Source organism: Rhodoplanes azumiensis (assembly GCF_042682915.1).
Taxonomy (GTDB): Bacteria; Pseudomonadota; Alphaproteobacteria; order Rhizobiales; family Xanthobacteraceae; genus Rhodoplanes; species Rhodoplanes azumiensis.
The window spans coordinates 75,795-88,966 of sequence record NZ_JBHUIW010000025.1 but is presented as its reverse complement, the minus strand read 5'-3'; the positions used below and the strand labels follow the sequence as shown (position 1 = coordinate 88,966).

At 69.3% G+C, this 13,172-nt stretch carries 7 protein-coding genes; 4 read left to right on the top strand and 3 right to left on the bottom strand.

Going from position 1 to position 13,172, the window contains the following annotated elements; all coding sequences use genetic code 11:
• Positions 1 to 163: 163 nt before the first annotated feature.
• On the top strand, positions 164 to 2,512 hold the full coding sequence (locus ACFSOX_RS19100; protein WP_378479414.1) for an amidase family protein: 2,349 nt from the start codon (positions 164 to 166) through the stop codon (positions 2,510 to 2,512).
• A 171-nt stretch (positions 2,513 to 2,683) separates the two neighbouring features.
• Positions 2,684 to 4,696 (top strand): protoglobin domain-containing protein, encoded by a 2,013-nt coding sequence (locus tag ACFSOX_RS19095; protein WP_378479413.1) that lies wholly within the window; start codon positions 2,684 to 2,686, stop codon positions 4,694 to 4,696.
• A 240-nt stretch (positions 4,697 to 4,936) separates the two neighbouring features.
• On the opposite strand, the gene ACFSOX_RS19090 is transcribed toward ACFSOX_RS19095, so the two are convergent.
• From ACFSOX_RS19090 to nifJ, 3 genes are all read right to left on the bottom strand, one after another.
• Positions 4,937 to 5,887 carry a M15 family metallopeptidase domain-containing protein gene (locus ACFSOX_RS19090; RefSeq protein ID WP_378479412.1) on the bottom strand — a complete coding sequence of 317 codons (951 nt, stop codon included), beginning with the start codon at positions 5,885 to 5,887 and terminating at the stop codon, positions 4,937 to 4,939.
• 261 nt (positions 5,888 to 6,148) lie between these two features.
• A complete protein-coding gene (locus tag ACFSOX_RS19085) occupies positions 6,149 to 7,165 on the bottom strand; it encodes a dihydroorotate dehydrogenase-like protein (protein ID WP_378479411.1) in 1,017 nt (338 codons plus the stop codon).
• 142 nt (positions 7,166 to 7,307) lie between these two features.
• Positions 7,308 to 10,937, bottom strand: a complete 3,630-nt coding sequence (gene nifJ, locus ACFSOX_RS19080; RefSeq protein WP_417716678.1) for a pyruvate:ferredoxin (flavodoxin) oxidoreductase — start codon at positions 10,935 to 10,937, stop codon at positions 7,308 to 7,310.
• A 567-nt stretch (positions 10,938 to 11,504) separates the two neighbouring features.
• Here nifJ and ACFSOX_RS19075 point away from each other — a divergent pair.
• Together ACFSOX_RS19075 and ACFSOX_RS19070 are read left to right on the top strand one after the other, a co-directional pair.
• Complete coding sequence (locus tag ACFSOX_RS19075; RefSeq protein WP_378479409.1) at positions 11,505 to 12,164, top strand: RNA polymerase sigma factor; 660 nt, start codon at positions 11,505 to 11,507, stop codon at positions 12,162 to 12,164.
• Positions 12,165 to 12,305: 141 nt separating this feature from the next.
• A complete protein-coding gene (locus ACFSOX_RS19070) occupies positions 12,306 to 13,139 on the top strand; it encodes a flagellin (protein ID WP_378479408.1) in 834 nt (277 codons plus the stop codon).
• The last annotated feature ends 33 nt before the right edge of the window (positions 13,140 to 13,172 follow it).

Below are 13,172 nucleotides of genomic sequence, written 5' to 3'. Positions count from 1 at the left end.
AATTTCATCCGACACGCAGGCTATGCACCAACGTGAGCGAAAACCGGTCTAATTCGAATGTCGGCCGCTGCCGCGGCCACCCTCGACCCACCGCAGCGTCGCATCGCAGCGTCCCACCGCACCGTTCCTCCCGATCCCCTCACCACCCCGCGAAGGAGCCGTCATGCCCGGGCAGGCCGCGCCGTCCCCGTTCCAGCTCGAGGAAGCGACCATCGACGAGATGCACGCCGCCATCCGGGCCGGCGCGATCACCTGCGTCGAGATCGTGCAGCACTACATCGACCGGGTCCGCGCCTTCAACGGGCCGGCGAGCCTGCTGGTCACGGCGGACGGCGCGCCGGTGCCGCCGGCGACCGGCGCGGTGCGGGGCGGGGCGCCGCTCGCCTTCCCGACCGCGACCGTGAGGGCCGCCGACCTTCTGCCCGATCTCGACCGCTACCGGGGGCGGCCGCTCGAATTCGGCCGGATGGAGCCGACCGCCTCGGATCCGTCCGTGCAGCAGCAGTACGGCATGGTGGTCGGCAAGCCGAACGCCGGCCAGGTCAACGCGCTGTCCACCATCAACATCCGGGGCGAGCGTTCGGTGACGTTCCGCGGCGACTTCGACCGCCATCCCGACGACGGGCCGCTGCCGCCGGACGCGCCGCCCGGCGCCGAGATCTTTCGGCGCTATCCCGATGCGCTCGAACAGGCCGCGGCTTTGGATGCAAAGTACGGCCGCGATCCGGACCTCGAAAAGCTGCCGCTGTACGGGGTCGTCTTCTCGTTCAAGGATCCGTTCGACACCAAGGACATGCGCTCGACCGGCGGCGGCGACGCGCGTTACGACGTCGACGTGCCGGCGCGTGATCACGTCCTGGTCGAGCAGCTCCGCAAGAAGGGCGCCATCATCTTCGCCAAGGCGGTGTGCACCGAGTACAACGGCCGTGGCGGCGGCGATCCGGGCGGGCGCCACGAGCCCGAGCGCGTGATCGCCTCGACGCTCGGCTATCAGCGATCGAGCTGGGGCGGCACGCCGGTGAACCCTTACGACACACGCCGCGCCGCCTCGCTCGGCTCGAGCTCGGGCTCGGCGCTCTCGGTCTCGACCAACCTGGTGATGGCGAGCCTCGGCGAGGAGACACGTGCCTCCTGTCGCGGCCCGTCGAATCACAACGCCGTTGCGCTGATCCTGCCGCACAAGGCGATGCTCGGCTTCGACGGCGGCGCCATCGGGGCCGACATCTATTGCGACCGCTCCGGCATCCATGCCCGCACGCTCGGCGACTGCGCCAAGATTCTCGATGCGCTGAAGGATGCCGAGACCGCCTATTACGATCCGCGCGACGTCTACACGACGGTGCCGCGTTCGTCGGTGCTGGCGAGCGGCTACGCGATCCACACGAGGGGCCGGGGCGTGGCCGGCGAGCTGAACGGGATCAGGCTCGGCGTCGTCCGCGAGTCGATGCGGGTGCCGGAGGGCTCGCTCGCCGAGGGGCCGATCGTCACGGCCGCGGCGCGCGAGATCAAGGAGATCATCGGCGAGAGGCTGGGCGCGACGCTGGTCGAGTCCCGCGAGCCGTCGTGGACGCCCGATCCCGACATCGAACCGATGACGGTCGATTTCACGACCGCGCTGGCGCGGCTCGTGCCGGTGTTCATGCCGGATCTGTTGTTCCGCCTCGGCCGCGACGGCCGCCCGCTGTTCCAGGCGTTCGCCGACGCCATCGTGCCGACGGAGTTTTCGCCCGGCACGGTGTTCGGCACGGGCGCCATGACGCCGATCGACTATTTCGTCGCGCTCGCCGAGGGGCGCATCGCGCCGCCGGCGAATCTGGACATCGGGACGATCCAGCAACAGGCGCTGGCGCCGACGTTCCGCTTCCACATCAGCCAGTATCTGACGCGCCGCGCCGCCGACTGGGCCGCGCAGGGCGTCACCGAGACGCTCGCCGACTGGCCGATGCTGAATGCGCGGTCGAAGTTCTGGGGCGACGATCAGCGCGCCGCGTTCCGGAACTGGGAGGAGATCGTCGATCCGCGCAACCCGCTCGGCGCGCGCCAGGGCGTCGACGAGCGCATCATGCTGCGCGAGCTTCTGCGCCGCGTCGACATGATGGTGATGCTGGAGAACAGGCTCGACGCGCTGGTGCGGCTGCACACGCCGTGGCCGCCCGGCCTGATCGGCCATCCGCACCAGCACGACATCCTGCACAACCTCGCGCCCGAGTCGCTCTATGGGCCCAACGCCGGCCTGACCGAGGTCTTGGTGCCGGCCGGTTATGTCACGACCGTCTACGACCCCGTCTTCGCGTTGTCGGCGGACGGCACCCGCTACGTCTCGGCGCCGGCGCGCACGCCGACCACGATTCCCGGTCCCGGCCTGCCGTTCTCGCTCGTCTTCCGGGCCGAGCCGGGCCGTGAGGACGTGATCCTGAAGGTCGCCTCGTCCTACGAGGCGGCGTCGCGCCGGCGTATTCCGCCGCCCGCCTTCGGCCCGATCCCGCGAAGGCCGCGCGAGCCGAGACGATAGCCGGAAGCGGCTAGTAAAAGAGCGGTCGATCCACGAACGTGATCAGATCTTCAGATCATTGACTCAGCCATGCGAGTTTCGGTGATCTGATTAGATGGACATTAACCGGCCGTCCACGGTTGCGGCACTAACGTACCGTCCCGCCTTCATCACGGTCACGGACGGACGGATATGGCCGACGACATTGCCAACGAGCAATTCAAGACCGACCTCTCCTACATCGCCTTCGAGTCGGACGACGTCACCCTGCTGAAGGAGGTGAAGCCCGTCCTGATGGCGGCGCTGCCCCGCATCCTCGACACGTTCTATCAGAAGACCGCCGCGATCCCGCCGCTCGCGGCGCTGTTCGAGAGCGCGCAGCGCATGGCCTACGCCAAGGAGGCGCAGGCCGTGCACTGGTCGCATCTGTTCGAGGGACTGTTCGACGAGCGCTATCGCGAGTCGGCCGAGCGCGTCGGCCGGACCCATCACCGCATCGGCCTGTCGCCGCACTGGTTCATGCTCGGCTACGGCATGCTGCAGGCCGAACTGCTCGCCGCCGTGATGGCGGACAAGAGCGTGCTCCTCACCGCGGCACAGCGCCGCCGTGTCGCCGCCGTCCAGGCGGCGATCAGCCGCGCCGTGATCATCGACATGGACACGGCGCTCTCGACCTATTGGGACGAGATCGAGAAGGCGCGCCGTGCGGATGCCGAGACGACGATCGAGCGCATCAACAGCCAGGTGCTCGACACGGTGACGACCGTCGGCACCTACAACAAGACGCTGCTGGACAGCGCCGACGCCATGAAGGTGGTCAGCGAGGCCGTCACCAAGGACGCGACCTCGGCGACCGGCGCGGCCGGCACGGCGCTCGCCTCGGCCCAGACCGTCGCCGCGGCCGCCGAGGAGCTGCACGCCTCGATCGCCGAGATCGCCCGCCAGGTGAACCGCGCCTCGGCGGCCGCGCGCGCCGCCGACGGCCGCATGAAGGAGACCCGCAGCGTCGTCGACAATCTCGACAAGGCGGCCGACGAGATCGGCCAGGTGGTCGGGCTGATCGGCGACATCGCCTCGCAGACCAACCTCCTGGCACTCAACGCCACCATCGAGGCGGCGCGGGCCGGTGACGCGGGCAAGGGCTTCGCCGTGGTCGCCGCCGAGGTGAAGACGCTCGCCAACCAGTCGGGGCGCTCGGCCGAGCAGATCGCCGGCCAGATCAGCCGCATCCAGGAGGTCGTCCGGCGCACCGCGACGGCCATCGAGGAGGTGGCCGCGACGATCCGCGAGCTGGACGGGATCTCGTCGTCGATCTCGGCGGCCGTCGAGGAGCAGTCGGCGGCGACCAGCGACATCGCCCAGAACGTCGGCCAGACGGCCACGCATGTCGGCGAGGTGAGCCGGCTGATGGACGATGTGCTCGGGCGGGTCACGAAGGCGCAGGGCGCCTCGCTCTCGGTGCATGATTCCACCCGCAGCCTGGATGCCGTGGTCGGCACGCTCGGGCGCATGTTGACCAAGGCGGTACGCACCGCCTCGGCCGCGGCGCAGCGGCGGCGGTATCGCCGGCGGGGCGTGATGATCGACGCGCAGGTGGTGTGCGGCGGGACGACCGAGGCGGTGCGGATCCTCGACCTCTCGGAAGCGGGTGCGCTGCTGAACGGCGGCAGTCGGATCGCGAGCCACGCCGCCGTGGTGCTCGCGATTCCCGCCGAGGATCTGCGGATCGCCGGCACCGTGGTGGCGTGCAGCGAGGGCATCCACCACGTCAACTTCACCGACGAGCTCGACGGCGCCCAGGTCGACGGGCTGGCGAAGAAATATTCCGCGCGGCTGATCGAGACGGCCAAGCAGGATCATCGCGCCTTCGTGGCGCGGGTGCGCGACGTGGTCGGCGGCAAGGCGGCGGCGGGCGAGGGGGACGTCACGCATCACACCTGCCGGTTCGGCAAGTGGTACGACAATGTCGGCGACGACGTGCTCACCGAGCTGCCGTCGTTCAAGGCGATCGCCGACCCGCATCTGTCGCTCCACCAGGCCGGTTTCGGGGCGTTGGCGGCGATCAAGGACGGTCATCCGGCGCTCGCCCGGACCAAGCTCGCCGAAATGGAAAAGCTCTCCGACGAGATCGTGCGCGGCCTCGACCGGCTGGCGACCGACATGGCGGCCCATTACGGCCAGACGCGCAGGACCGAGGTGGCCTGAGCGGCCCAGCCTCTCGTGGTCGCCGTCCGCGCCGGCGAGGGCTTTCCAGAGTTTGTCATTCCGGGGCGGCGCGCAGCGTCGAACCCGGAATCCAGCCCAGATTGTCGAGTTCGCCGCTGGATTCCGGGTTCGCACCTTCGGTGCGCCCCGGAATGACAAATTCTGCAAAGACCCGGCGCTGGCGGACGACCCGGGCGCGGGCGTCGGCGCCCTTGGTGGCCGGTCGCGGCGGGGCCGAGATCAGTCGCGCGGCGGCGTCGCGCCGGCGTAGCGGCTGCGCTTGCCGCGCAGCGAGGAGGCGACCTGCTGCCAGTTGCCGCGCGCCTGGATGTGGGCCGGATCGTAGCCCGGCATCGGGCGGGCGATGGCGAAGCGGGCGCCGTTGCGGTCGATCCACCGCCACACCGCGTCGGCGTCGTGGCCGTCCGCCGTGGTGATGTCGATGGCGCGGCCGTGGCCGTAACCGCCGGTGCGCACGCTGCCGCCGTGCAGCGAGTAGCCGGTGCGGGCCTTCAGGCCCGAGGCGAGACGCTGGCGGTAATCGTCGCGGAAGGCGCTCAGCATCGACCAGTTGTAGCCGTCGGCGTCGAGCGCCTTGCCCATGTGATAGAGGGTCTCGCGGAAGTCGCGGTCCATGCCGCGGATGACGTAGTCCTTCAGCGACATGCCCATGCGCTTGGCGGCGGCCGGATCCTTCCAGGTGAAGTCGCCGGAGCCGTCCTTCTTGATCGGCTGGCGCTGGTAGACCTCCCAGAGATAGTCGTCGATCTCGTCCGGCGGGCCGCTGTCGTCGGCGAGCGCCGGCGGCAGGCTGGCGACGGCCCGTCGGCCGATGCCGAGGCTGCCGGTCTCGGTCGGGTCGACCTCGACCATCGAGGCCGAGGCGAGCGTGAAGGTGGGCTCCCAGGAGAGCACGTCGGCCGGGCTGCCGTTGCCGCCTTCCGGGCCCGACTCGCTCGATTCGAGGTCGGCTTCGGCCTCCGCCGCGTCGTCGGCGTCGTGATCGGCCGGCAGCAGCGCCACCGGGCGCGTGTGCTCGACGATCCAATGCCGCTCCTTCGGGGTGGGGAAGGGGCTCGACACCGCGAGCGGCAGGGCGACGAAGACCATCAAGCCGCCGCAGCCGACCGCCCCCGCGAGCGCCGACCAGAAGGACACGTTGTCGCCGGAACCGGCGGAAGTGGCAGCCATTGCGAACCCGGACTGTTCTGTTCTCGAGGCGGCGCCTTCGGGCGCCGGCGACAGGTTGCAGCCACGGGGTTCGACCACCGCCTGCGCGACGAGCCATCCTCGTCCCGCAGGGTTATCGTCTGGTTAATGGGTCTTTCGACCCGGCCCTCCCCCCGGAGCGGCACCTCAAGAAAGCGTGATCAATGCGGCGCCCGCATGGCAACGAAAACGGGCGGCCCGGAAGACCGCCCGTCATGGTGAAGCCGGCCGTCGGCGCGCTTGTCACACCGCCAGGATGTCGTCGCGCAGCGTGTAGGAGCTGAGCACTTTCATGTAGTTGCCGCGCTCGTAGGCGGACGGGTTGCGGATCGCGTCGCGGCTCATCGAGCCGCACATCTGGGCGACCGACTCGTAGTCGTGGGCGTCCAGCCAAGCGGCGAGGTCGCGCAGCACGGCCTTGGCGTAGCCGGGACCGTGCTGGAGCAGGGCGGAGGTCATGCAGGCGACCTTGGCGCCCGCCATCACGCTCTTGACCATGTCGGTGGCGGAATGGACGCCGCCCGTGATGGCGAGATCGGCCTTCACCCGGCCGTACAGGATCGCCACCCAGTGCAGCCGCACCAGCAGCTCCTCCGGCCGGCTGAGCGCCAGCGAGGCGACCACCTCGCGCTCCTCGATGTCGAAGTCGGGCTGGTAGAAGCGGTTGAACAGGACGAGGCCGTCGGCGCCGGCCTCGCCGAGCCGGCGGGCGATGTTGGCGGGCGCCGAGAAGAACGGCGACAGCTTCACGGCGACCGGGATCTTGATCTGCGCCTTGACGGCTGTCAGGAGCTCGACATAGCCGTCCTCGATCTCGGCGGCGCTCTTCTCGGGATCGACCGCGATCGAATAGGTGTTGAGCTCCAGCGCGTCGGCGCCGGCGTCCTGCATCAGCTTGGCGTATTCGATCCAGCCGCCGACCGTGACGCCGTTCAGGCTGGCGATCACCGGGATGTCGACCCGCGCCTTGGCCTGGCAGATCAGCTCGAGGCAGCCGTCCGGGCCGAGATTGTAGGTGTGCAGATCCGGGAAGAAGCCGGCGGCTTCCGCGAACGTGTCGGCGCCGCGCTCGAGATCGGCGTGCAGCGCCAGGCTCTCCAGCGTGAGCTGCTCCTCGAACAGCGAGGGCAGCACCACGGCGGCGACGCCGGCGTCGGCGAGGCGGCAGATGCCGTCGACGGAGTCGCACAGCGGCGAGGCCGAGGCGACCAGAGGCGAGCGGAGGGTCAGCCCGAGATAGCGGGTCGTCAGGTCGGTCATGCGGCGCTCCTTCGCGCGGAAACACGCTGGTCATTCCGGGGCGCCGCGCAGCGGCGAGCCCGGAATCCATAAACACGGACAGGGGTTATGGATTCCGGACAGCCGACCTGCGGTCGGCTTCCGGAATGACGGGCTGAACGGCTCACTCCTCGCCCCCGTTCGCCGCGGCAGCGGGCGCGGCCTCGTCGTCGGCCGGCTTCGGCGTCACGTCCGGCGTGTCGCCGCGGCCGGCCATCTCGGCGCGGTCGGCATAGACGCGCCACTGGCGCTCGACGTCGTCCTGGGCGTGCTTGAGGAGCTCGCGCGCCGCCAGCGGATTGGAGCGCACCAGCATGGTGTAGCGCGCCTCGTTGTAGGCGTACTGCTTGAACGGGATGGTCGGCGGCTTGGAGTCGAGCTGGAACGGGTTCTTGCCCTCGTCCCACAGCCGCGGGTCGAATCGCATCAGCGGCCAGTAGCCGGACTGCACCGCGGCCTTCTGCTGGTCGAGCCCGATGGTCATGTCGTAGCCGTGTGCGATGCAGTGGCTGTAGGCGATGATCAGCGACGGACCCGGATAGGACTCGGCCTCCTGGAAGGCTCTGACCGTATGCATGTCGCCGCCGCCCATGGCGATGCGGGCGACGTAGACCGAGCCGAAGGCGACCGCCTCCATGGCGAGATCCTTCTTGCCCGTGACCTTGCCGCCGGCCGCGAACTTCGCCACCGCGCCGCGCGGCGTCGACTTCGACATCTGGCCGCCCGTGTTGGAGTAGACCTCGGTGTCCATCACCAGCACGTTGACGTTGCGACCGGAGCCGAGCACGTGGTCGAGGCCGCCGTAGCCGATGTCGTAGGCCCAGCCGTCGCCGCCGAGCAGCCACACGCTCTTGCGCACCAGGCTGTCGGCGAGCGCGACGAGCGCCTTCGCCTCGTCGTCCTCGGCGCTCGCGAGCAGCCGCTTCAGCTCGGCGACGCGGATGCGCTGCGCCTCGATGCCGGCCTCCTTGCTCTGGTCGGCCTCGATCAGGGCCGTCACGAGGCCGTCGCCGAGCCGGCCGGAGAGGCGGGTGGCGAGCTCACGGGCGAACTCCATCTGCTTGTCGGCGGCGAGCCGCATGCCGAGACCGAACTCGGCATTGTCCTCGAACAGCGAGTTCGACCAGGCCGGGCCGCGGCCGCAGCCGTTCACCGAGTAGGGCGTGGTCGGCAGGTTGCCGCCGTAGATCGACGAGCAGCCGGTGGCGTTGGCGATCAGCAGTCGGTCGCCGAACAGCTGGGTGAGCAGCTTGATGTAGGGCGTCTCGCCGCAGCCCGAGCAGGCGCCGGAGAACTCGAACAGCGGCTCGAGCAGCTGGACGTCCTTGACGTTGTCGTGGCGCACCTTTTCCCGCGGCACCTCGGGCAGCGAGAGGAAGAAGTCCCAATTGGCGCTCTCGGCCGCGCGCAGGGGCTCCTGCTCGGCCATGTTGAGCGCCTTGTGCTTGGTCTCGGTCTTGCTCTTCACCGGGCAGACCTCGACGCACAGCTTGCAGCCCGTGCAGTCCTCGGGCGAGACCTGGAGGGCGTAACGCCAGCCGTCGAACTCGCGCCACTTCGCCTTGGCGTGCTTGAAGGTCTCGGGCGCGCCGTCGAGCGCCGCCTGATCGACCACCTTGGCCCGGATGACGGCGTGCGGGCAGACCAGCACGCATTTGCCGCACTGGATGCAGATGTCCGAATCCCACACCGGGATCTGCTGGGCGATGTTGCGCTTCTCCCACTGCGCCGTGGCGGTCGGGAAGGTGCCGTCGACCGGCATGGCGCTGACGGGAAGGAGATCGCCGCGGCCGGCGATCGACTCGCCGAGCACGTCGCGCACGAAGGCGGGCGCCGACGGCGACACCGGTGGCAGCATGGCGAGCGTCGAGGTCGCCGCGGCCGGCACCGGGATCTCGTGAAGCCGCGCGAGCGTCGTGTCGACGGCCGCGAAGTTCTTCTGCACCACGGCGGCGCCGCGCTTTCCGTAGGTGTCCTGGATCGACTGCTTGATTTTCGCGATGGCATCCTCGCGCGGCAGCACGCCCGAGATCGCGAAGAAGCAGGTCTGCATGATGGTGTTGATGCGGCTGCCCATGCCGGCCTCGCGGGCCGCCGCGTAGGCGTCGATCACGAACAGGCGCAGCTTCTTGGCGACGATCGTCTCCTGCACCTGCCGCGGCAGCTTGTCCCACACCTCCTCGGGCGCACCGGGCGCGTTGAGCAGGAAGGTGGCGCCGTCCTCGGCGCCGGCCAGCATGTCGATGCGGGCGAGGAACTGGAACTGGTGGCAGGCGATGAAGTTGGCGCGGCTGATCAGATAGGTGGAGCGGATCGGGTCGGGGCCGAAGCGCAGATGCGACACCGTGCCGGAGCCGGACTTCTTCGAGTCGTAGACGAAGTAGCCCTGCACGTAGCTCGGCGTGTACTTGCCGATGATCTTGATCGAGTTCTTGTTGGCGCCCACCGTGCCGTCGGCGCCGAGCCCGTAGAACAGCGCCCGCACCGTGCCGGGCTGCTCGGTCGAGAACGAGGCGTCGACCTCCAGGCTGGTGTGCGACACGTCGTCCGTGATGCCGACCGTGAAGTGGTTGCGCGGCGCCTCCTTGGTGAGCTCGTCGAAGACGGCCTTCACCATGGCGGGCGTGAACTCCTTCGACGAGAGTCCGTAGCGGCCGCCGATCACCCGCGGCATCGTGGTCGCGGCGCCGCAGGCGATGCGCTCGGCCAGCGCCGTGATCACGTCCTGATAGAGCGGCTCGCCGACGGCGCCCGGCTCCTTGGTGCGGTCGAGTACGGCGATCGACTTCACCGAGGCGGGCAGGGCGGACAGGAACGCCTCGGTGGCGAACGGCCGGAACAGTCTGACTTTGAGGAGGCCGACCTTCTCCCCCTTGGCGCGCAGCGCCTCCACGGTCTCCTCGGCGGCGCCGGCGCCCGAGCCCATCAGGATCACGACGCGCTCGGCGTCGGCATCGCCGACATAGTCGAACAGGCGATAGGTTCGGCCGGTGAGGCGGCCGAACCGATCCATCACGTCCTGGACGATCTCCGGGCAGGCCCGATAGAAGGGGTTGCAGGCCTCGCGCGCCTGGAAGAACACGTCCGGGTTCTGGGCGGTGCCGCGCAGCACCGGCCGGTCGGGCGACAGCGCGCGCTCGCGATGGGCGCGCACGAAGCGGTCGTCGATCATCGCGTGGAGGTCGTCGTCGGTCGGCAGCTCGACGACGTTGACCTCGTGCGAGGTGCGGAAGCCGTCGAAGAAGTGCAGGAACGGCACTCGTGATTCGAGTGTCGCGGCGGTGGCGACCAGCGCGAGGTCGGCGGCCTCCTGGACCGAGCCGGAGGAGAGCAGGGCGAAGCCGGTCTGCCGCGTCGCCATCACGTCGGAGTGGTCGCCGAAGATCGACAGCGCGTGGGTGGCGACCGCGCGGGCGGCGACGTGGATGACGACCGAGGTCAGCTCGCCCGCCATCTTGTACATGTTGGGGATCATCAGGAGCAGGCCCTGGGAGGCCGTGAAGGTCGTGCCCAGTGCGCCCCCCTGCAGGGCACCGTGGAGCGCGCCGGCGGCGCCGCCCTCGCTCTGCATCTCGACGACGTCCGGGACCGTGCCCCAGATGTTCTTGGCCCCTTCGGACTTCCACTGGTCGGCCCACTCGCCCATGTTGGACGAGGGCGTGATCGGGTAGATCGCGATCACCTCGGCGAGCCGGTAGGCGATCGACGCGGCCGCCTCGTTGCCGTCGACGATCGAGCGCGTGCGGTTCGCCACCTGCCCGTCTCGCCGCTCCACCCCGTGCATGAACGCCTCCAGTCGCCGAAAAGGAAGCCGGCACCCTAGCCCACGGTCGCGGCGGCTCGATTGACCTGCGTCATGTGACATAAATGTCCTGCGCAGTGCGGCCCCGGGCTGCGGGAATGGCATGAGCGGTCGCCGGCGCGTGGCCGGACAGGGCGGCCGGAGGACATTGTTCCGCGGGCTCGGGACGCGCGCGGGCCCTGATCGTTCGGCCGGCGGCCGGCCCGGGGTGACGGGCATCGGCGCGACAGACCAGCCGGAATGATCGGGGCGCACGCGACGGGGATCACGTGCGCGGATGTGGTTGTCGTCGACGGGTTCTCTTTGTCGCTGCGCAGTATTTATTTAAGAAGCGCGATCTATACTTGAATAGGAATTTTCTTCCCGGTGCTCGGCAGAAAATTCCGAGTGTAAGAACTGAAAAAATCCCAGATCGACCGAAAATTCTCCGCCTGAATAGTTCCCGCCGCCCGTTCAATGCTCGGGAGCCTCGTGTGGGTACGCCTTCGGGTCGACCACGGTCGCTGGGGAGAGAGTGTCATGACGGTTGCGTGCGTGTCCTGGGACGACCCCGCGTTTCGGGCGTCCCCCGAGCCGACGACGGATGCGGTGCGCGCCACGGTGGAGAACGCCGGCGAGCCGGACGACGACGAGCTGCTCCGCCGAATCGGCGAGAACGACGAGCTGGCGTTCCGGAGCCTGGTCGAGCGCCACGTCGATCGCGCCTTCGCGCTGGCGTTGCGCATCCTCGACAACCGCGCCGACGCCGACGACGTGGTGCAGGACTCGCTCCTGAAAGTGTGGACGCACCGGCATCGTTGGGAAGCCGGCCGCGCCAAGTTCTCCACCTGGCTCTACCGGGTCGTCACCAACCGCTGCATCGACCTGCGCCGGCGTCCGCGCAACGAGGACGTGGAGGCGGTCGGCGAGGTCGCCGACGCGGCGCCCGACGCCGTGACGGCGATGCATCGCAGCGAGGTCTCCGAGTTGCTCGATGCCGCGATGAACCGGCTCCCGGACCAGCAGCGGATCGCCATCATCCTCTCGTATCACGAGAGCATGAGCAACGCCGAGATCGCCGACGTGATGGACACCACCGTGGCGGCGGTGGAGTCGCTGCTCAAGCGCGCCCGCCAGCAACTGCGCAAGCTGCTGCGCCGCTCGGAGCCCGACATCCGTCAGTCGTTAGCCGACGATTAACCACGCCGGCCAGGCCCGCAAAACATTCGCCGCCCGCCATTCGCGGGCCCCCTCGTTGAACTCTCAGCCGCGGATGATCCGCGCCGCTCCGCCGCCCGAACAGCCGGGCGCGGGTCAGACGTTCGATGCGAGGAGAGAGCCATGCCTGTCATTTCCACCAACACGGCCGCCAACACCGCCGTCCGCTACTTGAATCAGAACGCCTCCGAGCAGTCGAGCTCGCTCGGCAAGCTCGCCTCCGGGTCGCGCATCAACCGCGCCTCCGACGACGCCGCCGGTCTCGCCATCTCGACCAAGATCAAGTCCGACATCGCCGCGCTCGATCAGGCCTCCACCAACGCCTCGCACGCCATCGCGGTGCTGCAGATCGCCGACGGCGCGGCCAGCAACATCAGCGACATCCTGCAGCGCATGAAGGCGCTGGCGTCCGAATCCTCGTCGTCGACCATGGGCGACACGGAGCGGACCTACATCGACGCCGAGTATCAGGCGCTGCTGGAGGAAATCGACGGCATCGCCGGCAGCACCCGTTACAACGGCCTGTCGCTGCTCGATTCCGACGCGACCGCGACGTTCACCAGCGGCAACGTGATGGTCGGGTCGAGCAGCTCCGACACCATCGCCCTGACCATGGTCGATCTCACGACCAATGGACTGCTGTCCGGCCTCACCGGCACGGCCGTGACGGATACCACGACGGCGGCCGCCGCCCTGACGGCGCTCGACGCCGCGATCAACACCGTGTCCAACGCCCGCGCCGGCTTCGGTGCCGCGATGTCGCGCTTCGAGTTCCGGGCCGACTCGATCGCCACCCAGAACGAGAACCTCGAGGCCGCCAACTCGGCGATCGCCGACGTGGACATCGCCGCCGAGCAGGCCAAGCTCTCGTCTGCCGAGGTGAAGACCCAGGCCGCGGTCGCGGCGGCCGCGCAGGCCAACCAGATGCCGCAGACGCTGCTCAAGCTGCTGCAGTGATCCGGTATCGCCAGTGAAGGTCGGGCCGGAGCG

Bases quoted from the DNA above. Each gene is read 5' to 3' on its own strand.
- ACFSOX_RS19100 (WP_378479414.1), top strand. From the start codon at position 164: ATGCCCGGGCAGGCCGCGCCGTCCCCGTTCCAGCTCGAGGAAGCGACC.
- ACFSOX_RS19095 (WP_378479413.1), top strand. From the start codon at position 2,684: ATGGCCGACGACATTGCCAACGAGCAATTCAAGACCGACCTCTCCTAC.
- ACFSOX_RS19090 (WP_378479412.1), bottom strand. From the start codon at position 5,887: ATGGCTGCCACTTCCGCCGGTTCCGGCGACAACGTGTCCTTCTGGTCG.
- ACFSOX_RS19085 (WP_378479411.1), bottom strand. From the start codon at position 7,165: ATGACCGACCTGACGACCCGCTATCTCGGGCTGACCCTCCGCTCGCCT.
- ACFSOX_RS19075 (WP_378479409.1), top strand. From the start codon at position 11,505: ATGACGGTTGCGTGCGTGTCCTGGGACGACCCCGCGTTTCGGGCGTCC.
- ACFSOX_RS19070 (WP_378479408.1), top strand. From the start codon at position 12,306: ATGCCTGTCATTTCCACCAACACGGCCGCCAACACCGCCGTCCGCTAC.